Source organism: Neiella holothuriorum (assembly GCF_019457915.1).
GTDB lineage: Bacteria > Pseudomonadota > Gammaproteobacteria > Enterobacterales > Neiellaceae > Neiella > Neiella holothuriorum.
Genome location: NZ_JAHZSS010000010.1, coordinates 53010 through 79523, shown reverse-complemented (window position 1 = coordinate 79523; position 26514 = coordinate 53010). Strand labels below are relative to the sequence as shown.

Annotated in this window: 23 protein-coding genes; 3 read left to right on the top strand and 20 right to left on the bottom strand. The window is 47.7% G+C overall.

Going from position 1 to position 26514, the window contains the following annotated elements:
* Positions 1-4: 4 nt before the first annotated feature.
* A complete protein-coding gene (locus tag K0504_RS09940) occupies positions 5-1522 on the bottom strand; it encodes an LPD1 domain-containing protein (RefSeq protein WP_220104040.1) in 1518 nt (505 codons plus the stop codon).
* Positions 1523-1578: 56 nt separating this feature from the next.
* A complete protein-coding gene (locus tag K0504_RS09935) occupies positions 1579-1989 on the bottom strand; it encodes a hypothetical protein (protein ID WP_220104039.1) in 411 nt (136 codons plus the stop codon).
* Positions 1990-2150: 161 nt separating this feature from the next.
* Between K0504_RS09935 and K0504_RS09930 the strand changes: the two genes are divergently transcribed.
* Positions 2151-2945, top strand: coding sequence for an EAL domain-containing protein (locus K0504_RS09930; RefSeq protein WP_220104038.1), 795 nt, complete (start codon positions 2151-2153; stop codon positions 2943-2945).
* Between the two features lie 17 nt (positions 2946-2962).
* Here K0504_RS09930 and K0504_RS09925 read toward each other — a convergent pair whose 3' ends face one another.
* From K0504_RS09925 to K0504_RS09870, 12 genes are all read right to left on the bottom strand, one after another.
* Positions 2963-3793 carry a hypothetical protein gene (locus tag K0504_RS09925; RefSeq protein ID WP_220104037.1) on the bottom strand — a complete coding sequence of 277 codons (831 nt, stop codon included), beginning with the start codon at positions 3791-3793 and terminating at the stop codon, positions 2963-2965.
* 648 nt (positions 3794-4441) lie between these two features.
* A complete protein-coding gene (locus K0504_RS09920; protein WP_220104036.1) occupies positions 4442-5527 on the bottom strand; it encodes a hypothetical protein in 1086 nt (361 codons plus the stop codon).
* A 184-nt stretch (positions 5528-5711) separates the two neighbouring features.
* Positions 5712-6284: a hypothetical protein gene (locus tag K0504_RS09915; protein ID WP_220104035.1), complete on the bottom strand. Its 573-nt coding sequence runs from the start codon at positions 6282-6284 to the stop codon at positions 5712-5714.
* 2 nt (positions 6285-6286) lie between these two features.
* A complete protein-coding gene (locus K0504_RS09910) occupies positions 6287-7069 on the bottom strand; it encodes a PRTRC system ThiF family protein (protein ID WP_220104034.1) in 783 nt (260 codons plus the stop codon).
* On the bottom strand, positions 7066-7800 hold the full coding sequence (locus K0504_RS09905) for a hypothetical protein (RefSeq protein WP_220104033.1): 735 nt from the start codon (positions 7798-7800) through the stop codon (positions 7066-7068). The genes K0504_RS09910 and K0504_RS09905 overlap by 4 nt, the downstream gene beginning before the upstream one ends.
* 47 nt (positions 7801-7847) lie before the next feature.
* On the bottom strand, positions 7848-9206 hold the full coding sequence (locus tag K0504_RS09900; RefSeq protein ID WP_220104032.1) for a hypothetical protein: 1359 nt from the start codon (positions 9204-9206) through the stop codon (positions 7848-7850).
* Between the two features lie 196 nt (positions 9207-9402).
* Positions 9403-9630: a hypothetical protein gene (locus K0504_RS09895; protein ID WP_220104031.1), complete on the bottom strand. Its 228-nt coding sequence runs from the start codon at positions 9628-9630 to the stop codon at positions 9403-9405.
* Between the two features lie 11 nt (positions 9631-9641).
* Entirely contained in the window at positions 9642-10100 is a 459-nt protein-coding gene (locus K0504_RS09890) for a hypothetical protein (RefSeq protein ID WP_220104030.1), read from the bottom strand.
* A 404-nt stretch (positions 10101-10504) separates the two neighbouring features.
* On the bottom strand, positions 10505-11182 hold the full coding sequence (locus K0504_RS09885; protein WP_220104029.1) for a cold-shock protein: 678 nt from the start codon (positions 11180-11182) through the stop codon (positions 10505-10507).
* A 103-nt stretch (positions 11183-11285) separates the two neighbouring features.
* Positions 11286-12092 carry a hypothetical protein gene (locus K0504_RS09880; protein WP_220104028.1) on the bottom strand — a complete coding sequence of 269 codons (807 nt, stop codon included), beginning with the start codon at positions 12090-12092 and terminating at the stop codon, positions 11286-11288.
* The gene (locus tag K0504_RS09875; RefSeq protein ID WP_220104027.1) at positions 12092-12964 is read right to left on the bottom strand and encodes a hypothetical protein; all 873 of its coding nucleotides are present in this window, start codon (positions 12962-12964) and stop codon (positions 12092-12094) included. Before K0504_RS09875 ends, K0504_RS09880 begins: the two co-directional genes overlap by 1 nt.
* Before the next feature lie 65 nt (positions 12965-13029).
* The gene (locus K0504_RS09870) at positions 13030-16083 is read right to left on the bottom strand and encodes a helicase-related protein (protein WP_220104026.1); all 3054 of its coding nucleotides are present in this window, start codon (positions 16081-16083) and stop codon (positions 13030-13032) included.
* A 128-nt stretch (positions 16084-16211) separates the two neighbouring features.
* Between K0504_RS09870 and K0504_RS09865 the strand changes: the two genes are divergently transcribed.
* The gene (locus tag K0504_RS09865; protein WP_220104025.1) at positions 16212-16523 is read left to right on the top strand and encodes a hypothetical protein; all 312 of its coding nucleotides are present in this window, start codon (positions 16212-16214) and stop codon (positions 16521-16523) included.
* Positions 16524-16539: 16 nt separating this feature from the next.
* Here K0504_RS09865 and K0504_RS09860 read toward each other — a convergent pair whose 3' ends face one another.
* The 3 genes from K0504_RS09860 to K0504_RS09850 form a co-directional block, all read right to left on the bottom strand.
* Positions 16540-17358 carry a DUF6884 domain-containing protein gene (locus K0504_RS09860; protein WP_220104024.1) on the bottom strand — a complete coding sequence of 273 codons (819 nt, stop codon included), beginning with the start codon at positions 17356-17358 and terminating at the stop codon, positions 16540-16542.
* 148 nt (positions 17359-17506) lie between these two features.
* Complete coding sequence (locus K0504_RS09855; RefSeq protein WP_220104023.1) at positions 17507-19393, bottom strand: helix-hairpin-helix domain-containing protein; 1887 nt, start codon at positions 19391-19393, stop codon at positions 17507-17509.
* 164 nt (positions 19394-19557) lie between these two features.
* Complete coding sequence (locus tag K0504_RS09850; RefSeq protein ID WP_220104022.1) at positions 19558-20403, bottom strand: HDOD domain-containing protein; 846 nt, start codon at positions 20401-20403, stop codon at positions 19558-19560.
* Between the two features lie 714 nt (positions 20404-21117).
* On the opposite strand from K0504_RS09850, the gene K0504_RS09845 reads away from it, so the two are divergent.
* On the top strand, positions 21118-22383 hold the full coding sequence (locus K0504_RS09845) for a replication initiation protein (RefSeq protein ID WP_220104021.1): 1266 nt from the start codon (positions 21118-21120) through the stop codon (positions 22381-22383).
* On the opposite strand, the gene K0504_RS09840 is transcribed toward K0504_RS09845, so the two are convergent.
* The 3 genes from K0504_RS09840 to K0504_RS09830 form a co-directional block, all read right to left on the bottom strand.
* Positions 22380-22748 (bottom strand): hypothetical protein, encoded by a 369-nt coding sequence (locus tag K0504_RS09840; protein WP_220104020.1) that lies wholly within the window; start codon positions 22746-22748, stop codon positions 22380-22382. The genes K0504_RS09845 and K0504_RS09840 overlap by 4 nt on opposite strands.
* Positions 22749-22815: 67 nt before the next feature.
* Positions 22816-24156 (bottom strand): ATP-dependent DNA helicase, encoded by a 1341-nt coding sequence (locus K0504_RS09835; protein ID WP_220104019.1) that lies wholly within the window; start codon positions 24154-24156, stop codon positions 22816-22818.
* 107 nt (positions 24157-24263) lie between these two features.
* Positions 24264-26024 carry a PRTRC system ParB family protein gene (locus K0504_RS09830; RefSeq protein WP_220104018.1) on the bottom strand — a complete coding sequence of 587 codons (1761 nt, stop codon included), beginning with the start codon at positions 26022-26024 and terminating at the stop codon, positions 24264-24266.
* Positions 26025-26514 lie beyond the last annotated feature (490 nt).

Below are 26514 nucleotides of genomic sequence, written 5' to 3'. Positions count from 1 at the left end.
GATATCAGCACTGATGAAAGATGGTTGATAAGCTCTCATCAAGTAATTGATTAAGCTTCTTTCGTTCTATTCCAATGGGGTATGGGTGTTTCCCATTGGTGGGATAGTCTTGTTCCAGCGCTCGGTAGGCTAACCACTGCTGACGCTCTCCAAAAAGCAGCAAGTTATCTTGCACGTAAGCTTCAAATGCTCTGGCACAAAGTTCTTCTGGAGCGGACCAATAACTTTTTCCATGTTTCTGGCCGGATAGGCTCTGTGCATTTTTCACATAGTCTGATCTCGTGTCGGTGCATGCGCGAACAAGCTGCTCAAACGCCTGATAACGTTCTTGGTGTTGTGGTGCAACATTGAGTGTTACACCTTTGCAGATCAACGCTGATAACAGCCCATCATGCCCAGTCCATTGCTGGCACATGCGGGCATCAAAGGAATGAAACAACTCATGCGCAATGCACCCTGCGCCATTGAATCGAGTTAGATTAATGATATGAAGATCGAGTTCGTAATGTGCGGATGCTCCGCCATGGCCACGCGCACCAAACGCTAACCCTAATTTACGACCGCCTATCCAATGGTTAGGTATGTTCAGGAGATCTGACAGTATGCGTAGTGAGTCAAAGCAGTTGTTTACGAAAGATTGGCGCTCATGCTGTGATAAGTAGTTGCCAAACTGAACCCCTCGAAAGCCATAATCAGACATCAAGCGAGTCGGCTCGACATCTTCATAATCGTCGACAACCCCCTGAATTCCATCTAGCGACTTTTTTGGGTTAACTACCGCTTGGCGCTCATCTACGACATTGACGGCAAATTCCTCACCGTGATGTGCCAGTAACGCTTCTACGGCTGCATCGTATGTTTCAAATTCATTGATATAGTCGCTTTGGTCATCGCCCTCTGTCCATGAGACGCTTTTTTGATTCACTTTGCACAGCTTATAGACCGCTCGCTCAGGGTTTTTATAGCGCACCTTGATTGGAAACAGCTTGATTCGCTTAGGGTTGATGCTAAGCGGAAAGTCCAAGTGCGGCAGTAGTTTCTCTAGTTGGGCAATTGGGCCTTGTGGATGAAACGGGTGATAGAAGCTCTTGCGAGTCTTCTTACCTGCGGCATATGTGCGATAGGTGTTTTGTTTAGAAGCGTCTTGGAATGCTTCGTCAAAGGCTGCTTTCGAGTGTTTTAGCGTGTGCAGATCATAAGTGTTTTCACAAGCAGCTCGAATCCATCGTACTGCATCAGCATAGGCGTCTTGCCACATGTTGACCGTGATCGATTCTCCTGCCCATCGGATTCCGCTGGCCGAGTGAGGCTTTTTGTTGAGTCCATGGTAGATGCAATATAGCTTTACAATGACATCAGTGTCATAGCCCTCATAGTGCATGCTCTGCCATTTCGGCTCTGGCCACAGGGCGCTTAACGTTATTTTGGAGTCTTCTGTGGCGCTATCATCGGAGGCGTGAGCCTCAGACTTATTCAGGAATTTCTTGGCAAGGGGGAGGTGTTCACCGACATCATGAAGCATGATATGTCTCTGAAAAAAAGTGGCCCATAAGGGCCAGCTTTCGTGTTCTTTGGATCTTAATCTTTTTCGATAATGCCGGACTGTCGCATTTTTCTAACAGCATACAAGATTGCGATACCGCCAATGGCGAGCTTTGTTGTAGCAATTGGGGTAAGTCCCGACTGGCCGACTGCGATTAACCCGTAGGCTACCTGAACGCAACCAAAAACGGACGTACAGATTGCCAATGACGCAGCCTGTAGTGGAGAGATACCATTTTTGCTATCGTCTTCTTTTAATGACTTCAACAAGCCCGTTTCCCGAGATATTCGCACGCCTGCCACCAAGCCAAAGAAGCCCAGAGAAAGCAGTATGACGTTGCCGAAGTTGCGCGTACTACCATCGGCCACAATCCCCGCCATTGCTTCCACTAATAGAATAGCTCCAAAGGTGATCATCACCAGAGCTATCATCATTCGTCGTGTCATTGAATTACATCCTTCTATTTTATGGGTCATGCTCATAGTGAAGGAAGAAAACTAAGGTGTGCCCTCCAAAGGGGAGCGTTTTAGGCCCTTAACGACAAAACCCATAGCGCTGGCGCCGGATAATATTTGCACATATTAGTTAAAAGTTGAGCGCGTATTTAATGGCTACAGCGATACAACCGGTTATGAATGATGCTTCTGGCTCTCAAGTGTTTAGGGAGAAGGGGTGGGTTTGCTCGGCCAAGTTGGCTTATGTGCTCCAGGGCAAAGAGTTAGATATCGTTTATCAGCCCGTGCAATTTGCTACGGGCGCTCTGTCTCACTATGAAGCTTTGGTTAGAGTCGTGGAATTAGACGGCCTTAAGAGTGGGTACTCGTTGGTTCGCAATCTTGAGCGAACGGGAGACTGTCACTTGTTGGATATGTGGGTGTTTGATCACGTTATCGAGCATCTGCGTAGCGAGCCAGAATTACGCATTGCTTGTAACATGAGCGCGCAAACGATAGAGCATGCCGAGTCAATGGCTTATGTACTTGACGTAATTCGAAAGAGCGGCGTAGGAAGTCAGTTGATCATCGAGATCACCGAGACGTGCCAACTAAGCGACTCACCACAAACACACAATTTGATGCGCCTACTTAAGTCGACGGGCTGTGCAATTGCGCTAGATGATTTTGGAGCGGGCTATTCATCATTCGGAACGCTGCTCAATTTCAAGTTTGACTACATCAAGCTCGATGGCGCCTTGGTGAATGGCGTAGCTGATTGTCAGTGTCGGCAGACCTATGTGGCGGCAATAGGGCGCATTGCAAGACAAAACGGTAGTTTGACTGTTGCAGAGCATATTGAGAGTCAGAGTGATAAAGACATGGCGATTCTGCTCGATATTGACTTGCTGCAAGGCTATTTCATTGGTCAGCCTGCGCCCCTAAATATACAGTCGAAGATAGCCTGAAGCGCGTTCGGCACAGCTTACGGGGAAATGGCTTTTAGAATCCAGCCTGTCTCTGTTCCACCTTGGTTTCGTAAGATCTCATCTGACTTAAATAGCTTGAAGCTCCGATTTGTACCACTCCAACTCACGACATACTCTCGCCTGACCGCAACGACTTCTATGACTGGCCAACTGCACTGATTAATCGTGATGGTTTGCCCGGAGGCATGGCCAGGGCCACACGCACAAAGGCTTGAAGGAATGTCCACCTTGACTAAGAACTCACCGTCGTTCTCGATCACGTCATACCATGGCTGGCCAAATGCGGTTGGTGGCTTATTCGGTAATGGCTTAAGGCCTTGTCTAATGCGAGCAAAAAGCGAGGATTTATCGATGTCGGCATCGCTGATCACTGGGTCGCGCAGATAAACATTGTCGATTCCAACCTCTTTTACCTCAGCGATGGTCATTGTTCTGATCCATAGCGCCGATTTTTTTACCAGCTCGCGCTGGGGGGCTGTTAGCCGAGAGTTTGCATTCAACGCTTCCTCTGCCGGTTTGGCTTGCTGCATTTTTTGCTGCTGCATATGCATAAAGAGCGCCCGACTTCTGGATTGAACTTCTCCTGCCCGCGCGCGCCGTGCTTCAGCAATGATTTGGTCGAATAAACTGCGCTCTAAGCGGTTTAAATTTGCTCCAAGACGCTCAGTGAGGACTTGTAGTACGTTGTCTGACATAGGGCTTTGAAAGCCTAACAGTTCCATCGGTTCGATTGGATAAGGAAGGCCTTCGACGGTGATTGTGCTGGTGTAGTTCTGCTGGTCAAACGGGTCGTTGTCTTGGTGGAGTGACGTGCTTTGATCGGTCATTAGTTTTCGTACTGCGCATTGTCGATTATAGGCGTTGTACCCCACTTTTTGTGTCAGGGACAAGAGGTGCGGTCGATATAGGTTGTAGTTTGGTGATGTAAATCTTTATTCGTTTGATAATGCCTGTAAAGGGCGCCTGAAAACGCGCTAGGGATTGAAGGCGTTCAGCGCGAAATCGAACACAAGTGGCGATGGTTCCATCAAACCATAAGAACTTGTGTTGGTAGTATTTTCAATTATTTTGGGCTTTTAGGTGTCGGCTCGGAGAACTTTGGGAACGGATCACAAACTAACTCAGCCAGTTACACATACTTCTAGCCTCGCGGCGTTTGAGCGCTGTTTACCTTCATTAATCTGCTAGCAAAAAAAGAGCGACATTCTCAGTAAGAATGTCGCTCAAACGAACGTATTGAAACTACCGACGTTGAACATAGGGAGTAGCTGTCCAACACAGTTAAAGCTATCAAGGATAATTGATTGCGCAACTGCTAGAAGGTTGTGGTGCAGAGGGTTGGCGATCCCTCTGCACACAAGAGGTGAGTAGTAATCTTATTAAAACGTCACTGGTAACGGTGTTGCTGAAGTGACAGCGTCATAATAGTTGATTGAACGCCCTGCCAATGATTGTTACAGGGCGAAAATCAGCGCTTAAGGTGTGTTAATTGGAAATACTGAAGGGAATTGCCGCTGCAATTTGCGCAGTAGCGCAATGATGATCGATTGATTCATCAGCGCTTCACAGTGACTAGCCTCTGTATAAGCATAAACATCATCCCAATCCACGGGCAGTAGTTGGTAACCGCCAATTGAAGGGATCACAAAATCGACTAAGTGAAGGACTTCGGCCGCTGCAGGGCTACTAACTAATGCGTCACTTGACCATCCCGTAACTGGGGGGAGTACTTGCTCGCTCACCGACATTAACGAAGCCACTTTTTCCTCATCTAATGTGTCGATCAACTGCGCTCGATGTTGGTGAAGCACTTTAATGAGCTGCAAATTGTCATTTTCGGAACGCTGATTTTGTAAAGCGTGCGTTCGGAACTTTAACTGCTGGTAAATACGCTCACCAATCGCTAGACCTACGCCTGTTGATAACGCTTCAGAAAAGAACGCCACCCGTTCTGTAACGCACAGGTGCTCGGCAATTTGAGAGAGCAAGTTGGCTACAATTTCGTGCGAAAAGCGAAGGTAGCCCAGTGCTGCGCTCATTGTGGAAGGTGTTGCTGAGAGCAATTCTGCAATAATCAATGCAGCCCGATGTTTAAGGTTTCGCTCTGAGATTGTTAGGTTGATACATTTACGAAGCATTCGGGCAGCCAAACTTCGAGCATACATTAACTCTGAAGCATCATGTTTGGCGGCACAGGTCAGGCTGTCTTCGGCTTGAAACGGTGATATTTCAACCTGCAATGAGTTGAATTGCTCCAGAAATGAGGAGAGACGTTGTTGGGCAATAGAGCCCAGGTCAATTGCAGCGGCAAGGATCGGCTCGAACTCAGTGCCCCGGACGCTATTGCGGTAAGACTCATACATTGCGCCCAGCGCTTCATCGTCACACTCTAACATCCTCTCAATAGCATCAATCTCCTCACCAAAATCTACATCTACTGAGGGCCTACTACATTTTGATTTAAGCTCTAGTGCATCAATGTAGCTCTGCAAGATGTATCGCTCTTGCGTCTGCTTGAGATGGCTCACGTCAAAATAAGGAAAAGCTACTTCGGAATTCACACATGTCCTCGTTACTAAATGTAGCGCTAGAACGAAGGCGGCTGACATAACCGCGATCACTGCTACTGCTCAATGTCAGCATACGAGTATACACAGCAAATACGATTAAATGAGGCGGTAACGGTATCAAAAACGTGAAGTAACTGTGGATTTGTTACCCAAAACACCAACAATTGATTAACATTTAATCGGTTGTTTTGAGCCAGTTATGAGCTAATTGAAGATGGTCGTCACGGTAAAGATTGTAGACTGGGATGTTGTAAGCGTAAGCGATCCGCAACGCTTGACCCGTTCCTCCGCTTTTCCGATCGCGGCCAGTCAAACTGCCATCCGGCGTCCAGCAAATGACAAAGCGTGCGTATTGGCGTAAATCACAACCTAGAATTTGAAGACTGTTGCGAGCCATGAGCAATCGGCTTTGTGCATTTAGATGTCGCCAACTCTTGTGGTAGCGCCGCGCCAGAAATTGAGCGGTTTTTAGGTCGTGGTGGAGCACGCCTGACTCTGTAGTATTGCGGTTGTTAAAGTTGTTCCACGGCAAGAAGATTTGTTTTTGCTGATCGGGCGCAACATTCGCGCTCTGGCAGTATTGATCACACCCGCTCTCAAATGCGGAATCCGCACCATTAGCCGCTCCTGAACGAAGAACGACGCCTTTATAAGCGAGCAGTCGACCAAGCTCCGTCATTATATTGAGAATTGGCGCTGGCGTTGCCCTCGCTCCTATCCCCGCATAGGCATTTACTGCGCCAACCATTGTTATGAAGCCACTCCATAACCGAATGTTGACCAGACTAGCGGGTCGATTTTCAGGGGCGTTGTGTCGGCAGTCTGCATATCGACAAATACGCCGTGATGTTCGAGTCGTCCATAGCGCAGCATTTGCCAAATTAGGCCCCTTATCGCAGATGCCATATCGACATTGATACCAAAATCCTGCTTGGCAAAGGCTTCTTCATGCGAGCAGCTATCTTCATCGTTATCTTCGATGTTGGCGAGGGATGGAAATAGATCGAAGACATTTGGGAGGCGAAGGTCAACTCCCGCTTTGCTACCTATGTGCCCTAAAATAACCTGACCGTTAGATGCGCCATTTCCTGCGTCAATCCAAAGGTTATCACCACGGAACTGATTCGCAGCAACGCCCAGCTCGGCGCGAAATGATGCTTTGTCAACGCAAGTAATGAGAAGTTCATAGGGCTTATATCGTAAGCCGCCAACAATGGCATTAGCATCAGCGTACTCTGGCCGGAATTTCCAGTCAGTACCACCCCATGCGTTAAAGCGCTTGACCAATACCTCAGCTTTGTTGAGAGCCAAATCACATGGCCAAAATGGCTGTCGACCAACATTGCTTTCGGTCACAATATCGCCATCGTAAACCGTTACGTTAAAACCGTCGTGACCCAACTTAGTTAGTGCATGGTGCATCTTCCAGAGCTGTTGTAATAGTTCACCTCCGGTGCCGCCAGCGCCAATTAGCGTAATGTCTACTGTGTCAGTCAGCATGCTGTGTGGAGTGATAAAATGGTTACTGTTCACAGACGCTCTCCTATCCATTCATTGAGGCGGCAGCGGAAGGTTAAATCGCGCACATAGACACGACCTCCATTGCGGGATAAGTGACGCCAAAATTTAATGTGCTTGGCGTTGCTGCTACCAATACCTCGGATAGTTTCGGCGCAATTTACATGGGTGAACTGGCTATCAAATAAACAGTTTTCTGCTTCGGTTAACGTATCAATGTCAACTTGCTTTGGGAGTCGAGCAGAGCCTTGACATAACAAGCCATTTGACGACAAATTCATCAACGGCGGCACATAGAGCTTGGTGTTAGCGTTTGGTCGAGAGTTGTTGGGTAGCGCCATGATTTTGCAGCACGCTCCGTTGCGCGATGCAGACCAGATTAGCGCTGGCCATTCCACTAGAAGGTTCTCTACGCCTTTACCGGCACGAAACCACATGCTGCGACGTTGGCGCTTGGTGTACCACGTAATCTGAGAGTCAGACTGATGCAGGACTTTCTCTGGAAGCAATGCAGGGGAGGCAGCTTTGCGGCGATTAAAGCTAGAGCTGATTGTTTCAACGACACTATCTGGCGTTAGCAACTCACCCATGCCCAACCGACCATCTTCAATGGAATGACGGGTAACAGCGGTTACAGAAGAAGTTCCGTAGAATACCATTGCCCAAAGAGGTACTGGATGTTTAGGGGCCTTAGCTGCTTGACGAGGAGCATTAGTGCCAAAGCGGCTGTCAGAAGAAAAGTGCATTCAATAACTCCAAAAATCTCTTTGATGGAGCTATTAGATCATGACGCCTAATTTGCGCAATTGGAGAAGTTGGAGGTGGAAGACGTGAGGGCTTGCATAGCTACATCGGCTACCTGCCAGTTCATCAACGCTAAAAGTGGTTCTTCATCATTCAAAGTGACTTGGTCGGCAGCAGACTCACAGACCTCCATTGCGCCAGCACCTAACCATTCCAGCGCTCGATCCTCACCATCAGCGCCGAAGCAAATATAACGATTATCACCAATCCATCGGTCAGCTGCTTCACCTGAAAAGTATTCGTTACTGTCAATTTCGACGTAATGCGCCAAAAAGAACGACATAATTTTTTCTACTTCCATTGATACCAAATGACCAGCAAGTGGGTTGCTGGCCTGACCCCAGCCAACCAATTCGCCACGCAACGCCTCAACACTCGCCTTGACGGTAGCAAAAGTTACAGTGAATTCATGATCGGGCGTTATGAACGACTGCTCAGACATGGCGAAGATCTCTAAGATTTCATAAGCCTCATGAAACCAATCATCCCCCCGTACCTCTTGGATTTCCGACAGAGCCGTCGGGTACTTTTTGCGTAAAAAATCGGTTAATTCTTCTTCATCGAATGTCAATGCCAACAGCTTGTCATCATGCGATAACGAGTCTAAAAATTCAGTTAGCTCCCAGCACTCAGCATACGCTTGCGCCCCTTCTGCTAGCAAACTTGAGCGATTGGCGTAGGTTAATGTTTTAGCAAATTTCCAAATAAGCTTGGCCAGTGGTAGTGGCAGTTGGCTTATTTCGAGGTGCGCCGCGTTAACAAACGACTCTCCTTCAACACGCAGCATTAACTGGCCATTGTGACAACCGTAATGGCCCTCTTGGGAAAGCGAAAGAGTTGGAATGAAATTGGACTCATACCATTCGTTGAAATGCTGGTTTTGCGGAAGCTGTCCCACTTGAGCGCTCTGCCAAAGAGCACTTTTATGTTCACTAATACTTGTGCCAATGTTTGCAATAATTCCATTACAAAGCAGTTGGGCGCACTCCACTTGATCATCGGTGCCCATCGGTGCAGCTACAAAGGCTTCGAGTAGTGCCTCGTCTAAAAAGCTATGTTTAGTTGCCCACGGCAGCAATTTTTCCCAATAGCTAAACGAGGAAATAACAGCGTTGTTTTCATAGCTAAACGCCACGGTAGGCACGGACAAATCAGCATACCCTTCGAGCTTCAACTCCTTTGCTAAATCAGGGGTTGGCACAGGAAGCTCCATACCTTCCATGCGGCGATGCCACGGCTTCGATAACTCAGCTACATAGGTGGGATTTGGTCGGCCTCCAAACAAGAGTGGGCGAGTGGGTCGTACAATTTGGCTAGCTTCGAGAGGCATGTCTGTGTTCGGCTGCATAATGTTGTTTCCTGATTAGCTCGCTCATTATGACGGGCTTGTTCTTGATCTTCCGCTGCGCATTGCTCGGAAAAACTCTGAGCATCTTTCAACCAGTGAGTCACGGTATCTAGCATCTGGCGGCACTCCTTGATTGGTTAGTTGTATTAAACAACAAGTGTTGAGGGGCGCAACCGGCCCCGTTTGCAACTGCGTATTAGCCATTCACCTTCGGTGGCGGCAGGATGATGTTGTAGATTTTTACGCCATTTTCAATAACGGCATCTGCCTCGAACACGTTGGTAAAACGCACTTGTGGAAAAGAGCGAGCAAGCATTTCAACCTTGCGAGCTAAATCTGCCATCGGAGCAGGATCGGCCAGCAAAGCTGATCCGAGCTTAAATTTAACTTCGAGTTCGTTGGCTTGGTGGATAACGATAGACATCAAAATTCCCCTTACAAACTATCAGGATCGTGTTCACGCTCGTCAGAGGGTGCTTCTGTGCTCTCTAGGGGCACATCGGCGCTCTCTGGATTTGCATTTGAGGGTGATGTTTGTGGCTCTACGCCTGATTTTTCAACGGCCTGTTTGGTTGATGCTGATGCTTTTGCGCCGTTGCTGGATAACGTGTTGAACGCTTGTTGGGCTGGCACGATGGTATCTGCGTATTTCGTAAGCTCCTCAATCATAAATACGTCCATTTCGCCCACAGGCCCACACACAATTAGCGGTTGAGCTAATGCTTGGCGTAACGCAAAGGCTTTCGGCTGTTTCTTCTGCTCGTCGGTATTAGCTAACGGACAGCCTTCTGTGTTTAAAGTTACTTGAACGCCGCCTTGTCCATCTGGTCGGATGGATAGGTGAATGGCGCTAGCTCCAGCGTCCGTAACGATTGACGATAGTTGTTCGATCATTGTCTGCCTCGGTGTATTGATTGGTCACATCACCAATCTACCCCGCGCCTTAGAACGGGCAACTGGCCACACGAAGCTTTACGAAGTTAGAAATTGTTGTAGGGCGTCATCACTGAGACTTAATGGCTGGGGGCATAGTTAGCCATGAGGAAATAGGTCTAACTATTAATGCGGCGCAAGATCGTGCTTATAGCTCCCTCCGGTTGCCATTTGTTATATGAAATACTAGAAGCCGACCGATGAATAAGTGAATCCAAATAGATAGTTTTGATGCCGGAATCGTCGCGTTCTACACCGAGGCAGCGGCAAACGATAGGGTTAGTTCGGCCTGAGTTGTGGATTGTTGCTTGCGTTTGATCTTCATTAAGGTGGACTGTAATCGTGACCGTGTGCATGTTATGCCCCTAGCTAAGTATTGCTACCAGAATCGAACCCACAACCGCCAAAGCGAGAATAACGGCCATTACTTCACCTCCGCCCGGCCCCGATTTTAGCTGTTCTTCTCGGGCGAAACGTTCAGGCGCTTGGAGTTTTGCGGTTTCACCGCTTAACGCATTGCGAACATTATCAATGACGGCTTGGTGCTGAATTTTGTCGGATTCATTGGTGAACGGTACCGTTTCCGATACAACTGCAAACTGACCAGAAAAAGCGTGCATGGTATAGCGGTAGTTTCCTTCGCTAAATGTGTGCTTTTCAAAATTTAAGTTCAGAATGGCATTTGCTCCGGCTTTCTGTGCCAAATCAATAATGCGCTTTCGGCCTACATTGGGATCTTTAAAAAAGCTGGTGGAGAAGTTCTCACGGCTCAGTACCTTGCCATGTTTGGGCTCACTTGATTTTGTGGTGAAAAACTCAACCAATTTCTGGCCGGTTAACTCAGTGTTAATCTGGACATTGTTCGCCCGTAAACCTTTAGGTGTTGGGTGAGGTTCAAACGAGATGATTGCCCCTTTGCCTAGCTTGCTCCGTTGTGTTTTATCGCAAAGAGCGCTGCCATGAACAAAATAAGATTCGCCATCATCGCCTGTAGCAAAACCAAAGTTCTTGCTCTCTACAAATGAAACCATTTTACCTTTCATAACATCACCGTGTTCTTCACTGCAAATTAAAGCGGGAGTATCCCCTAAGTCATTAATTAGTAGTTTGCCAAAGAACAGGATTCGCGCAATTAGAGTTAGTTAACTAAGCTGCCTGCTGCGCTAAATCAGGCGCGTAAAGCTTCACAAATGCTAAAAGGGCATCGGCTTGGCTTTGTGCAAATTTGAACTCTATAAAAGTCTTACGGTTGGTGATCATCACCGAGCCTGCACTACCGGTCTTCAACCCTAATTCATGCTTTACCATCGATTGAACTTGCTCACTGTGCTTGGTTATCGCCACACATAATGTCGGTACACCCATTTCTTCGGCTGCAACATTCAGTGCGCAAGACAAGTTCCTTAAGTCGCTTGTTGCTCGTTCGTGATAGTAGCCCTCACCACTCAACATCAGCCATTGCTTGGCAATTAAATGGCGGGAGGTTTGCCGAGCTTCACTTAGGTTGAGTAGCATAGCTAAGTCGCGAGCGGACAACTCCTTGCCTTGCTGGTCAAGCTGAGAGGTCGCACTCCTTAAGTAATCGATAAGACCATCGAAGTTATACAACTCCAACCAATAACGAATACCTGCTCTCAAGTCCTCAGGGGCGCACTTACCCCAAGGGAACGCTCTATTTAGCCCAGTCGGCAAGTCATCCAATGCGAGCACTGCGCGCGAACCATGTCCGTATTTTTTACTTAGCGAGGCCAGCAACTGGGTTAGCCAATGTTGCTCAACATCAACCAATACACGACTCAACTGAAAGTCATAATTGTGCTGGTGGACCCGCACCCCGCTAGATTTTAACTCTTTGGCAAGCTTGCAGTATTGTAAATAGTCTTCACCTGTTTTCATCAACAAGTACGACAGCGAATCGCGTAGGCTTGCGGCACTAAGATTGTCGATAATCATTAAGCTGCCTCCGGAAGGCTATACAGCTCGCCATTAGGTGTTCGGTTAATGACGACAAATGACAGCAGCGAGTCGAGAACCTCTGGATTAAAGAAACACTTAAATTTGCCGTGATAGATTTTAATTTCGATCGTGCTCTTGTTTCCAAAAGCTGTTCCAGACTTAATTGTTTCTCGATTTGGGGCGGATTCCACAGCTTGAAGCAATTCCTCAAACGGCGGCACTAAACGGTGTTCACCGCTCTCCTTTGCTGCCATGCGAATTGCCGCGAGCATAAGACTAAGTTTTTGCATAGTGTCGTAGCTATAACCACCAAAGATAGAGTCAGAATATAGTGTTGATTCTATTACAATATGGCGCTTGGTCCGCTTGATGGGGTTTTCTCGGCCGTGGTTACGCAGCCAGAAATTACTCACGAGTCGATCTGCCAACTCTTGCAGGCCGGCTTGTTCCAACCCCTCGGCTAGTACCGTGAGCTTTTCCTTAAGCAGGTCGAAGTTGTATTGCTCTAATAGTTGATCGGCTAACGTCGTCCAAAGGGCTAAATCGGGATTACGATAACTCTCTACCATCCCTCGGCGCAACGAACCAGGAAACTCTCGAAGGGTGCTAGGCAAATCTGAAAGCTCAATGACTTTACTTGTGCCACCTTGATACGCTTCGCTTAACTCTTTACAAATAGTGGTAAGCCACTTTGAAAGCGCGCATTCAATAGTATCGAGTGCAGATATCGAGCGATTGGAGTCATAGACCCCGTATCCACCAACCAACGTGGAATAAGCCTTCTGATAATCCACCCACGCCTGAAGCATGCTTTTTAGTAAGCCGTCAAGCTGAAGGCGGTAAGTGGTTGCTGATTTGATTATGGCCATCGAGTTAACTCCATTCGGGTTGATGAAGTTAACTTAAAACAAAGAACAGAACGCGCTACTGACACTTATGCCGCCATCTTGCGGTGAGCTTCATGGGCGCTCATGCTCAACGTCTTTCGACAAAACTCCTCAAGCACAGCATCCATATGACGAAACTCCTCTGTTGCATTACAGTCATCGCCAAAATCCAACCCTGCATCTGCGGCTTTTATTTTCCAGTCAACCACTTGCCCCATATACTCATCAATGCTTCCAACTAAATGGCCGTAGGTGACATGCACTGACTTCGTTTGCTCTGGCCGAGTGACGCGAGCGATTGCTTGTTCTTCGACATCGCCGGTCCACGCGCGGTTATACAGCAGCACATAATTGGCTTGGGGTAGATTTAATCCACGTTGACCGACCCACGAAGACAGCAGAACCGTCGCTTCGCCATCTCTGAATTCACGATCTAGCGCTTCATTCCGCTTGTTGATGTCTTGTTTGCCAGTAAATAACACTGACTTAATGCCGCGCTTATCAAGTTCGCACTTAAAACGAGTTAACACGTCGGGCGAGTACGCGTACAAAATAGCTTTGTCGCCGGTGGTTTTGATTCGTTCAATCTCACCAATGAAGTACCGCTGCTTAGCCGTTAAGGGAGAATATAAGCCCGCTACCCCTGATGACGACACATGAGGCGAGTTGGTGGCGCTCACAACCGCCTGAATCTTAGCTAACACGGCTACCAGATTAGACCCCTTGCCTTCAGTTGCTCGGTCAAGCTTGTGCTGCATGTACCATTCACTAAACTCAACAGCCGTTTTTAGATAATGTTTAAAATGCGGCTTATCAAATTTTATTTGTTGCACCTCTCGTTCTGGATCAGCGCAACCAGAGTAGGGCTCCATCTCTGGCTCATTGCGCAGGCGACGCTGCACATGCAAACCAGCCCATCGCCTAAACAGGGAGACATCATTAATAGCTGGAATTTCTCGCTTCGCACCTTCCCGTAAATTGTCGGCGAACTCATGACTTGCCCAATCGAGCACGACAAAATCATCTTTAAATTGGGCCACTCCTCGTGGCGCATAACTGGCACTTTGCAATAAGTTGTTCGAGATATAGGGTTGGTTACGGAGCGAATATGGTTGGTGGGCGCGAGAGCTGCCGCTTGCTGCAGTGCACAAACTTAATAAGTCCCGCGGGTAGCTGCCAATAGGGGTGCCATCGAGCAAAAATAGCTTTCGCGGTGAAAGGCGGGTCAGCGCGCGCGATTGTTGGCTGGTCGGGTTGGCTAATATTCCGCCCTCATCCGCTGCGACCACGCCAAATCGGCGTCGTAGTTTATGTGCAATGGTTTGTTTGGTTGTACCGTAACGAGCCTTTAGCCGGTTGTAGCTAATTAGATTAATTTTCTTGAGGTGTTTAATGTCCTCAACATCACGGATGACGTTATACAACGCTGGTTGCAACCCTATTTTTGAAAACTCTTTGAGCATCTCTGCAATCAATCCTGATTCTACAGCAATGAGATTATGCTCGGATGATGATGTTAGGCACAGGGCGACCGCTAGTCTTGCTTTCCCGGTACCCTGCTGCCAGCCAGCAACAGCGCCATCAGTCATCATTAGTTCAGATAAGCTATCCATTTGCGGAGGCCATAGGAAATCCACGCCGCTTTGAATAATTGTTGCTCGGTTATGCTGAGCAAGTTCTGGGAACGCTCTGTTTTTACCTTCAAAGACAACTTGCCAATGTGTCTCGCTTCGGTCGTCACTGCAAATATTGAATAGCTTTTGCATTTCGTCGCGACGGTACTCAGCTATAAAGCCATCTTTTTTTATCAGATAGACGCCCCCAAGCACTTCCGCTTGAAGCGTTTCACCTTTGCGAATAGCTGGGCTCTTAATGTTACCTTGCTGCAACAGCATGCCACGCTTGGCTGTGACCATGGTTGCAGGGGTGGAGGATCGCTTAACCGTTTTTCGGAAGGGCTGAACATTTCGTTTGTGGCGTTTGATCAGCTTTTTAAAATAGCCGCTCAATGTCGGAGAGATCAACGGAGAGCCGCCAGCCTTTTGAATGATTGATACGGTTGCTTGCAACGCTTCTTCAGGATCATCTTGCTGTAAATAAACATCAAGGAGCAGTCGACCCGAGCCCACATATCGAAAATTTGTGGGGTAGCGGTGCCTAGAGCCATTTTCTACGGGGGCCTGCATCAGCGCATTCGCAACTTTTGCTTGTGTTAAACCGCAGCGATATTTAACGATGAGTTGCCGGTTATGGTGGTGTAGTTCAACCGTATTGTCACCGGTGACTGGCAATGTAATGGTGGGTGTTAACTCGTCAACTCCGCCGACTTTCCAGGTCGGCCGGCGCTGGCCAAACGTTCGCATAGAAAGGCCTGTGATGACTGGCCAAGGTTGCCCTTGTGTCAGCTCATATTGCAATACTTGCTCAGTGCGTTTTTTTGCAGCAAATACATACACAGCAGTTTGAACGTTAGCGCCCTCGACAAGAAAAGTAGCGCCAGGAAGGAGAATCTCCGCAGCTAAACGGTCTGAAGCGTAACAAATTGACTTCATTGAACGAGGCAATAAAGCGACAACAACGTCGCAGGACGATAGCGCATGATCCAAGCTGTACTCATGACTTAAGGCGTTAGTCATCGGGCCAAATTCGCCATAGTGAGCAGCGTTGAGCGGCATCATGTTAGGGCTAGAAAGCGTTAAGCTAAATGGCGGGTTGATTAGCCCTAACCCAAACCCGCAGGCCTCCACGTCCTCCATGCCACTAATCGCAAATTCATGAGCAAGGCCAGCATCCTTAGCGTCTTGACTCAACGCCGCAATTGAGCGCTCATCAGTATCGCATCCATAAACGATGTGCTTGCCGGGCTCTGCGTTTGCAACAAGGCGACCAGAGCCTATGGAGTTGTCCATGATGGCAACCATACCTCGGCTCGCACTCATGGCTGGTTCAGCGATAGACCACATCCCTGAAGCAACCCACTCGGGCGTAAAAAACTGACTTTGCGTAAGAGCTCGCCGTGCGGCTAGATCCGCTAGCGATTTAGCCTTAGATGTACGCAGACCTTTACTGATTATCGATGTTGCTCGGTTCAACCAACTCATATAAATCACCCCTAGAAAGTTGAACTTAGATTAATTCAAGGTGATAAACGCGCTACTAAGGCGGGTTGCTCGATACGGGCGCTGTGAGATAGTAACTACATGAATCTGTATAGGTATATGAAATAGAAATGAAATCCACACCAAAAACAATACATTCAGCCTACCCTGTGGGCATGGTATGCACACTTGGCAGAGCATGCTTAGGTAATCCAGCGGGAGCTTTAGCTATCGTGGTTGAGCAATACAAGATTGGCGAACATCATGGGATAACTTTGTTATGCCAAAATGGCTCCAGCGACGGGTTCTCAGAGGAGTGCATGTTGGCTGTCGATGTTGTGCCTTCTTCAATGTGTAAGAAGCTCGCTGATTATCAGTTCATATCAGTGATTGAGCTGACACGAGATTATCAGTCGGGACTATTTAATGAGGCGCTCAACTAACGCTGTAGTGTCATCCCTACAAATCACGTAATTCAAATCGCTCCCAGCGGTCGCTTTGCGCGCGGCCATTTAATTCGATTTCCATAGACTGCTTAATACCGGAAGGTAGGCCGTTAGTAAGGCTGAATGATCCCCAGCGTCCCCCCGCCGAATCGACTATCTCTATGAGCCCACGTTCAGAAAAGATAGCTTTAATAGTAACAGGCGCACCATACTTAGCATCGCTCCCACACCCTGATAGCCACGGTCTGAAACTATCCCCTATACGGATGCAGATCAGAACGGGACGACACCCCTTGAGATGGGTGATTAGCTCCGCTTCTTCGCGGAGACACCAATCTGTGTGCCTCGACACCTCCTGTCGCAGCCAGGTTGACAACTGACCTCGTTGAGAGCCAATCCCTCCACTGACACAGACAACGCTATCAAATCGCTCAAACGTTTTGCCTGCAAGTAATTGAAATACTTTTTGGTAGAGTTTCGGCAGCGCAATATAGAGAGGAGAGGCTGGTTCGCATTCACGCAGTATGCGCTTGGCTTTGTTTTGGAGGCTAGGGCAGCACAGTAACTTATCTTGTTGTGCAGCTGTCATTTTCTGGTCGTATGGCTCAAGGAGTTGGTTGTGACGAATTAGCCCGTGCTCAGCACTGAGAAACAATAGGTTAAACGCACCTTCTATTTGAGTGATCGGCCACTGTTTAACGAGCTGTAGATATCCTTTTCCTTGATACAGATAGTAAGCGAGATGTCGCTCCGCAGCTTTTTTATCCGAACAGGGAAGGATTAACGTCGCTTTCTGGTAGAGAACATCTGGCGCTGCGCTATTGCTAGTCATACAAGCCCGTATTTAACAATCAAGTGCAGTGACTATCTCGCAGATTTGAAGACGCGCAACTTGCACCGTCGTAAGCTTTTATGGTGTTCTTCAAAATGAGGAAGGGAGCACTAGGCCGCCCATAAAGGCGACCTTCTGAGTAGAATGCTTAGCTTGCGAACCGCTGAAGATAGGATTCTTCAGTGATGATCTCAACGCCTAAGTCTGAGGCTTTTTGGAGCTTCACTTGACCGACGTTTGCGCCAATGATGAGCAAATCCGTTTTTGATGACACGCTGCTCTGCACGGCTTTTGCGCCAAGAGCTAATGCTTGTTGTTTCATGTCTCCGCGAGAGCCAGAACTCATGGTGCCTGTGAATACCACAGACTTACCAGCCAACGCTCCGCCAGTAACCGGCTGTGAGTCTTGCGTATGCACAACATTAAAACCAAAGGCAAGCAGGAACTCGATCACCTCTCTGTTATCTTGCAGTGCCACGGCTATGCTGGCCGCTGTTGATATACCAAAGCCGTCAATCATCTCGATATCAGCTGCATCAACCGTCAAAATGTCAGAGATACGATGTTGCATCAGCAGCTTCTTCGCTGACCCTCGACCCAGACTTGAGATGCCAACCGAAGCCAGTAACAAGTTATCCCGCAACGGCTCAACTCGGACGCGCTCTATTTCAGCTAAAATGTTTTTGGCCTGCCCTGCACCAAACCCAGCGTCAATAAGCGCTGCTGACGACAGGCTGAGAAACTCAGGAATGCTCGATACACCTGCATCAACAAGCCGTTGTGCGGATTTCGGGCCGATCAAGTCCATTTGAACAATCTTGGAAAAATGAATAATTCGAGAAGCAGCTTGAGCGGAACATGATGAGCCGGTGCAATACAGCAAATCAGCATTCCACATCACCGGCGCATGACACTCAGGGCAGCAGTCAATTAGCTCAGGTTCGGCACGAGAGACAATTGAAACAATTTTAGGAATGACAAGACCGCTGCGCGTGATCGTAATAATTGCGCCTTCGCCGATACCGTTATCCCGCACGTATCCAGCGTGGTGTGCTGTGACATTTTTAATCGTAGCGCCCGACAATTTTGTGTCAGAAACCCGCACAACAGGGGTTAGGCGACCGCTCCGGCCAACCTGATAATCGACACCTAAAACTTCAACGTCAGCGGTTTCTGAAAGTTGCTTTTTAGCAACTTGCCAATGGTGGTGATGAGAAGACTTGCCCAACAACTGTTTAACGTCAGAAAATTGCTCTGTCACTTCGATGACGACGCCATCGACTGGAAAATTCGTGCTAGTAAGAACTTGCTGCTCTAAATTATTGAGATCGGTCATCAGCGTTTGAGCATTGACCTCAACTGCATCCATATCGCGATAAATCACAAGATGGACGCCGCCGTCAGCTAGAGCTTGGCGGTGGTAATCCGTCAGCGTATCCGCGGTGGCCATGCCAGCGATGAAGTTTCGTGGGTGTTCAAAGACTTTTGAAAGCCCTGAATGCTCAAAGTAGTCTTTAGCCATGACCAGCTCGCCGCAAGCGTCCGCGTGGCGGGAGCCTTGTGTTACAACACCTTGTTGGATCAAGCAGGAAATGTCCGAGCCAAAACTCCCATCACCACGGGTAACATACTGAGCCTTCGCGGCGTTCAACCGAACCGCAATACCATCAAGTTTCGGAGTTATACGAAAACGTAATTGGCTTTGGCATATACCGAGCTGAGAGGCCGCTTTGGCGCATCGATCAACGTAGGCGCTAATCTCATCAGCGGTATAGGCTTTTAATGTTGAGAGCATCTCTTGGCCAGCAGGGTGCGCAATGCGCCCTTTGGATGTAGTCAATGGTGCGGGTTGAACGGATTTCAAGAACGGATGATTGGGATCTCGCCGGGTTAATTCATTGATGTAAATGCTGTCGAAAGCACTATCACTGACCTGTGGGGAGCCGCTTCGGTATTGAGTATTAAGAAATGCGAGTAACTGAATAAGTTGCGCGTCATTCAGTGCTTCGACAGGTTGATTTAGTAAATTTTGCATCTGTGTTCTCGTGATTAGCCTTGAGTGCTTACAACGTATCCCGCTCTTAAAATCGCGCCACTGGCGCATATTGGAAGGTGGATAATACGCGACAAAAAACCGAAGAATCCTTTCTTAGACTCGGTTTTTCGATAGCTAACGCTGAAGCTCAAAGCCACAACATTTTATGCGGAGCGTACAATCTTGTTGGAGGGCATCAGCTTTGATGCTGGGGACTCAGTTGAATCAAGGTATCCTGCATAGGGCAAAATGCCGCTGGCAGTAAGGCGGGATTCGAGTTTTAGATAATCGGATTGGCGTGCTGTGCGGTCATAGTACGCACATGCTAGAGCAATAACACACTGTAAATCACTCTCGATTGTTTCTAGTGGCTTGTTGTGATGCCAGTAATCAACCGTTTGCTTTACCTCTGTGCCGAGCCGCCATTTATCAATGAACTGCACAGCTGAGGTGTAGCCCAACTCATCGATTGCTTGATCTAACACTCCTGGAAGCAGCTCTGATGACTCAAAGATTTGAGAGGCTTTAGATAAAACAGGAAGGGCGCCGATATTATGCAATAAGCTAGCTAGCTGGGCTCTTGAGGCTAACTCGTCATCAGCGTTGTCGATAAATTTCACGGTTAGGTATCGAGCTAATTGGCTGACAGCTCTGCTTCTACGCCACTCTCGATGCAATATGGTTTGAACCTGCTGCTGATTGCTGACAAAGAAATTGTCCATGCAAATCTGAATGATCAGCGCCTCCGTCCCAGTCAAGCCGATCAAGCTGACTGCGTCACGAATCGATACTACGCGCCGCTGTCGCTGCATGTTGTTTGCAGCATGAACAAACTGAGCAGCTAGCCCCGGATCACTAGAAACAACATCAACAACATCGCCAAAGCCAGCGAATTCATCTCGTGCAACCCGCTGAAGTTGCAATAGAACTTTAGGCGGCGAAGGAACGTGAGGTCGTCGCTCATTAGAAACAGCGTACAGCAACATTTTAACCTGCGTATTACTTGACACAACGAAACCTTAACTTATTGATAGGTCGACAAAAAAGATTTGCGGACAGTATATAGCCATCAAACCTTAACGCAATATGAACGAACCACAGAGTTTGAGTATAAAACGAAGTTGTGAAGTTGGTAGATAATCAGGCGTACATTCGTTTTTAATCATATTTCACCCTGTATGTAAACGTTCACATAAGGCGCGAGAGTATACTGCTCACTTATCTAGTGATCCACTTATCCACTTATCCACAAGCGCTATCAATCTCTTTCTTTCTCTCAAACAATATAAAGATATAGGGAGAATTTTATTCATATAAAACAAATGGATAAACTAGGTAACTGGATCTTTTACACTGTTTAACGATCTAGCAACACTGAAAAACGATCATTTTGGAGGGTTTGGCGATCTATTGGCACTGTTAAGAGATCTATTGCCACTGGTAGCTTGTTGGTAACTTTAAGTACTGGTTTTAGATCATTTAAGACTGAAATCGACACATTTACATGGCTCGGTGTGCCAATGGCATTTTTTAGTGTTTTTTTATTTCATTAAAAACAACCAGATACAGTCACATTGTTGAAAACCTGGGCTTAAAGCACATTTTAGGGGCTTGTTGTGACTCTAAAAACCTAGAAAAATGTGCAGTACGCCATTGCGTTCGGCGTACATCATTTAGTGTGATGTCAGTTAGTTATATTTGTTGTGGTTGTAGAGGTACTTTAAGTGGTCGATTCATTGTCAGGAAGTGGGGAAGTAGTCGTTCGTGACATTCAGCGTCTCTCTGCGAATTTTAAAAAGAGTCACGGGTTGTTGATGGCCTTTCAATCGCTCACTCCCATGGAGCATAACGCGCTTGCGTTATTTCTGACACGCATAAAAAAGGATATGGTCGAATTGCCGCCCGTTGATATGAGCGTGCCATATGAGAAGCGTGACGCGAACTTAGAAGTGCCGACTTTTACGTTTGATCAAAACGTCCTTTGTGAATGGTTTGATATTGCACCTGATCAGCTGGCTACGCGACTGAATGAAGTTGCCGAAAAGCTAATGTTTCGGAAGATGGCCTTTCGCGATATGGCTAAAAAAGGCGGGGTCGAGTCGTTCGATTACAAGCAGATCTTTCAACGAATCGTTTATCATCGCGGCCGCTTAACCTTCGTTCCGGCACCTGTTTCGTGGCGAGATCTTGTTGATGAATCAAGAGGCTTTGCTCTTATCGATCATGCCGCATTTCGTAAGATTCCGAGCGAATATGGTAAGCGAACGTATGCACTGTTATCTCGATTTAAACGTAGCGAAGACAACCTGGGCGCTCACAAAATCGATGAGTTACAAAAGTTGTACGGGGTGGTTGATAATGCCGGCAAGCCACTGAAAAGCTCATTGGTGCGCCCGTCGATGTTCGTTGAACGGGTCATTAAGAAATCGATAGCTGAGATTGAAGAAATCAAAGCGTCGGGCGTCAGCATGGCTGGCCTGTCATTTCATATCGACGATAAATCGGGTGAGGTTGGCTATCGGGTCACAAGGCGAGGCAAGCGTATCGATACGATTGAGTTCCTGTACTCGTGGGATGGCCAAGCCCTAAAAGAGATCCAAGCAATTATTGAAGTGAATCGCGGTAATGCCATTGAGTTTGTCGAACGACTTGAAGCCAAGCGCTTTCAAAACACCAAACTTAGTGTTGTGGAACAAATACAATTAAGTTTGGCTTATCGTGAATTGGGGCAGTTTGACGACGCCAAAGTAGAGCAGCAGCCAATAGACGCTCACCTTAAAAAGTTAGAACGGTTAGACCGTAATGAATTGCTCACCGTGAACAAGTTTTATTTAGCCATCAAAGAGGGCGATAAGGCGTATGCGGTTAAACGTGAAATGGATAAGCGTGAACGTCGCAATGGGGATGATTTGATCGTCGATCAAACGACAGAGGAGGAACGCGCTCGATTAGAACGCGTTCGCAAACTCAAGAAAGAGGTGTCAAGTTAACTGACGGTTAGCTTAATTGGCTTCCAGAACTGGTTATGCGAACTGATCATGGTCGCCTCTGTGACGTAACAAGATGTAGTCAGAGTCGCTAAAACCAGAACTTTAGCCATCGCCTCTGCTAGTTCAACCAGTCGTCGCTTTGATACGCTCCGAAGGGTGCGAGTTGCACGTAGCAAAGTTCGGAGCAGGGCGTCGAGCACGACCAGCATTGCCAGTAGCACCAACAGTAGTAAGTCGAGTGCATGAACGGCGGCAGAGTAGCCCAGAAAATCAGCTGCACGGCCTGCTACACTGACCGCGCCAGAAGAATGATGAAGCCAACCTCGAAGGCGAGATATGCGCCGGATTATAGGTGATAGTGACATTTGCTCGCCTCCCGTTGTTGAGCGATGCAAGCATCATCTCAGCAATGCTAAAACGCGCAACTACCACTTAATTGACTAACTGAGCCACTTCAAACTGACGATAAAACGCAAGGATTCGTGAATCGGCTCTGACATCACCCATCGCAATTGGCTTTGACAAGCGCAAGCCCTGAATCGAGCGACACCGAGATAGAGCTACGTAAGTTTGGCCTGACGCAAATGCTCCATCACCCAAATCAATTCTCACGCTATCAAGGGTTAAGCCTTGTGACTTGTGAATCGTTACTGCCCAACCTAGCCTAAGAGGAAGTTGTTCAAATCGACCTTTTACGTCGGCAGCAATCTCACCGTTGGCGATAGTGTATCGGTACGTTTCCCATGACTCTCGCTCGATAATGATTTTGTTCTTTGTGTCTTTAGTGCGAACGACAACAGTTGTTTCATTGAGTTGCTCGACGACAGCCAATGTGCCATTCACAGCCTCATCGACAATGTTTCGCAGAATCATTACTTGCGCGCCAACTTTAAGTGTCAACGATTCTGGCGCAGGAGTCCTATCGCCAGTCAATGAGAAGTCACCTTCCGTGCTGGCGGTGTAAGTGCGCGCAGGCCCTTGCAACTCCGCTAGGCTGCTTTGGTTAATAGCATCTGCTGCTTTGTTTGTGGCTGTGAGCGTCAGTTCAGCAGTTCGTGTATCACAATCACGCCAGCATGATCGATTGATCCACGCAACACTACTGCGGTGATTATCGTTGTCTCGGATGCGGTTCAAGGCATCGACAAATTCGAGGTCGGTTTGTCGGAAAGTTTTTTGTAGAACAATCGGAATAAATGGCGTGTTTTGAATGACCAATGAGTCGAAGAACCATGGGCTTCGATAACGGCCGTAGAACAACTCCCCTTCTTCGCCTCTCGGTGCTACAGGTGGTAATTGCAGAGCATCACCAACAAGTAAAACCTGCACACCACCAAACGGCAATGCTGGCTTGTTTCGCCAAGTACGAAGCGCATAATCAATCATATCCAGCGTATCAGCTCTCACCATTGATACTTCGTCAACGATTAACAGCTCTAGCTTGTCTATCACGTTGCTGCCATAGCTTTTCTTAATGTCGCCAGCTGTGATCATTCGTGGCGGAAAGCGAAAAAAGGAGTTAATAGTGACGCCGCCAGCATTCAATGCGGCAACTCCTGTCGGAGCGACGGTGACGCATGACTTCTTGCTAACGTTGATAATGTGTTTGACCAGCGTTGTTTTCCCTGTGCCAGCCTTTCCTGTGAGGAACACGATTGGTGCGCCTTGATTGATTGCATCAAGGGCTTGCTGGCCTTCGGGTGTGATCTCGATTGAACCATCAGAATTGGTTGTCGGTGAAGGTTCTAGATCTTGCATACGCACAGCCTGCATAAGCGCCCCTGTCTGGTTGGATTAGCTTGAGAGTAACAATAAGCCCGTTCTTAGAACGGGCAACTGGAAAGGGCGCAGCAGAAGCCGCGCCGCAAGCATTTAACCCGCTACTTAATCAACTCTAAGTAGCCTTTGGTTGGTGCAAAGTGCGACCAATCGAACTCGAACTCCATGACCTGCTTAATGAAGTCTGATTTACGAGCGTTGGCCAGCTTCTTAAAGCCATCCTTGTGGATATCGTTGTACGCTTTGGAAAATCCGCTGCTTTCGCAAATCTCAGCGATTTGATCGGTTGTATAGTCCTTTAGCATTTCGGCGGTTGGTGCCCATGCAAGTGTGGCCACAGCTTGGTGGTCAGATTGAGTGCTAAATGCTGACAACATCAGGTCAATGAATTGCTCACCTGTACGATGTTCATTGTGGGTTGCCTTAGTGGCCAAATAGACGAGCGCTTTGTTAATTTCGTCCTGCATCGCTTTTGGATCTTGGCCAATACAGGCTTTGACAAACTGTGAGAAATTAGTCGGTGAATCTGGCCAGTTCGGCAATGTCGGCTTGTGGCCACTTCGGTCACACAGCAGCGCTAATACAACCCCTTGCTTAAATGAAGCCTCATTGAGCATTTCGGTTGCCGCCACTTGACGTAAATGATTGCGGTTGCGCTCGATTATTTTGCGATTGGTTTTTTGTACGACAGGCTTGTCTGTTGTTTGCTTCTTGCTTGACGCTGTAGGCTTAACCTCTGTAGAGGTCGTAGCTTGGGCTTTAGCTTCTTGCTTAGTCTTGATTTGAGAGTTTGCTTTTGCCTGTTTGTTGAAGCATGACGCATCCAAACATTGGTTGGTGACGATTCCACCTTCTTTTTGAGGTCGGTCATCCAGTAATACACAGTTTGATTGGCAACCTGTGCAGCCTGTCTTGAATTGCTCCTCACCAACAACAGAGGCATCTACGGTGTTGCGGTCTTGGGCGTCCACCTCCACTAACAACAGCACCTTGCCGTGTTGTTCTTCCAGCGCTTTTCGGCGTTCCGCTAGCCAATCATTGGTTTTTGAGCGGAAGCATTCGATATTGGAGCATTTAGCTCTGTCATCTGTGTCGAACAGTCCTGCTTGCGCTTCACTGTTGTGATCGCAGCCAGAACAACCTGCGATATCGAACTTGGCTTGAGCAAGGTATCGCTGGGCTTTACCAGCTCGCTCTTTAAGGTATTCAACTGTCCACTTTTCAGTGAGTATCGTCTTGAGCGTTGCGTCTTGTCGTTTGGCTGTGAACGATGCCAAGATCATTGCATGGCCACACTTAATCGACCCGATTTCAAGTGCAGCAAGAATTTCCGAAGTACAACGATTCAGCTCTAGGCGTTCGTTTAATTTCTTACGAGGCCAACCTAGTCGTTGCGCTGCTGCTGAACGATCTCCTTCGTAAAAGGCTAGCCATTTTTTGGCGACCCGCGCCTCGTCTACGATGCCCAAATCTTCTCGGTTGGAATTCTCTTGAATTTGAATTTCCAACGCTTCGCGGTCACTGAGCTGCCGGATCATCGTCGGTATCGTGGACAAGCCCAGCTCAACACTCGCCTCAAATCGTCCAAATCCAGCGACTAACTCATACATACCCTCGATATCGGAATGAGGTCGAACGACAACAGCCTGAAACACGCCTTGCGCCGCAATTGATGTTTTTAACTCAGCAAACTTATCTGAGTTCCGCTTACTACGGCAATTGCCTAGATGAATCGGAATAATTCTATCGAGTGGTGTATGGCGTAATTCGTCATTATTAAGGTGCTCCATAGCCGCATGGTTGGCAATTTGAACGTCCTGCTGCTGCGCTGTTGCACTATTAGTATTTGGTTGGTTTAGCATTCGACTGTCTCCACGAGTTGTTATGCCAAACCAGTGTCACTTAACTTCTGAAACGCACAACTAGGACAAAACCAAGCTCAATGACGCTCATTGGATCTCGGTGAATAGGTTGTATGAGAAAGGGGTTGAATACGGCACAACCACAAGTTAAACGAAAGGAATTTGTCAAAGCTTGTGGTTGTTAATGGACGCTAAGAATCAGCTCGCTGTTAAGTTCTAATCTGACGATGAGGCTAGCCGGTCAACGAGCGGGCACAACATTGAATAGTTCGCTGACAGGCGCATGTCGTTTCTACACAAATCACGAAACAATACTGTAGGACTACGACAAGCTCGGCACTCGATCGTCATTAATACTAACATCTCCAGCGCATCAACAATCTCATCCGCTCCGGGCTGTTGGCGCTGCATGACAAGATATTGCTGGGCGCGTGACTTTTCGCAGCCAAGCCAAGTCGCTCGGTAATTAGGCTCGTTCAGCTTGTCTACT

Bases quoted from the DNA above. Each gene is read 5' to 3' on its own strand.
- K0504_RS09940 (WP_220104040.1), bottom strand. From the start codon at position 1,522: ATGCTTCATGATGTCGGTGAACACCTCCCCCTTGCCAAGAAATTCCTG.
- K0504_RS09935 (WP_220104039.1), bottom strand. From the start codon at position 1,989: ATGACACGACGAATGATGATAGCTCTGGTGATGATCACCTTTGGAGCT.
- K0504_RS09930 (WP_220104038.1), top strand. From the start codon at position 2,151: ATGGCTACAGCGATACAACCGGTTATGAATGATGCTTCTGGCTCTCAA.
- K0504_RS09925 (WP_220104037.1), bottom strand. From the start codon at position 3,793: ATGACCGATCAAAGCACGTCACTCCACCAAGACAACGACCCGTTTGAC.
- K0504_RS09915 (WP_220104035.1), bottom strand. From the start codon at position 6,284: ATGGTTGGCGCAGTAAATGCCTATGCGGGGATAGGAGCGAGGGCAACG.
- K0504_RS09905 (WP_220104033.1), bottom strand. From the start codon at position 7,800: ATGCACTTTTCTTCTGACAGCCGCTTTGGCACTAATGCTCCTCGTCAA.
- K0504_RS09900 (WP_220104032.1), bottom strand. From the start codon at position 9,206: ATGCAGCCGAACACAGACATGCCTCTCGAAGCTAGCCAAATTGTACGA.
- K0504_RS09895 (WP_220104031.1), bottom strand. From the start codon at position 9,630: ATGTCTATCGTTATCCACCAAGCCAACGAACTCGAAGTTAAATTTAAG.
- K0504_RS09890 (WP_220104030.1), bottom strand. From the start codon at position 10,100: ATGATCGAACAACTATCGTCAATCGTTACGGACGCTGGAGCTAGCGCC.
- K0504_RS09885 (WP_220104029.1), bottom strand. From the start codon at position 11,182: ATGAAAGGTAAAATGGTTTCATTTGTAGAGAGCAAGAACTTTGGTTTT.
- K0504_RS09880 (WP_220104028.1), bottom strand. From the start codon at position 12,092: ATGATTATCGACAATCTTAGTGCCGCAAGCCTACGCGATTCGCTGTCG.
- K0504_RS09875 (WP_220104027.1), bottom strand. From the start codon at position 12,964: ATGGCCATAATCAAATCAGCAACCACTTACCGCCTTCAGCTTGACGGC.
- K0504_RS09870 (WP_220104026.1), bottom strand. From the start codon at position 16,083: ATGAGTTGGTTGAACCGAGCAACATCGATAATCAGTAAAGGTCTGCGT.
- K0504_RS09865 (WP_220104025.1), top strand. From the start codon at position 16,212: ATGAAATCCACACCAAAAACAATACATTCAGCCTACCCTGTGGGCATG.
- K0504_RS09860 (WP_220104024.1), bottom strand. From the start codon at position 17,358: ATGACTAGCAATAGCGCAGCGCCAGATGTTCTCTACCAGAAAGCGACG.
- K0504_RS09855 (WP_220104023.1), bottom strand. From the start codon at position 19,393: ATGCAAAATTTACTAAATCAACCTGTCGAAGCACTGAATGACGCGCAA.
- K0504_RS09840 (WP_220104020.1), bottom strand. From the start codon at position 22,748: ATGTCACTATCACCTATAATCCGGCGCATATCTCGCCTTCGAGGTTGG.
- K0504_RS09835 (WP_220104019.1), bottom strand. From the start codon at position 24,156: ATGCAGGCTGTGCGTATGCAAGATCTAGAACCTTCACCGACAACCAAT.
- K0504_RS09830 (WP_220104018.1), bottom strand. From the start codon at position 26,024: ATGCTAAACCAACCAAATACTAATAGTGCAACAGCGCAGCAGCAGGAC.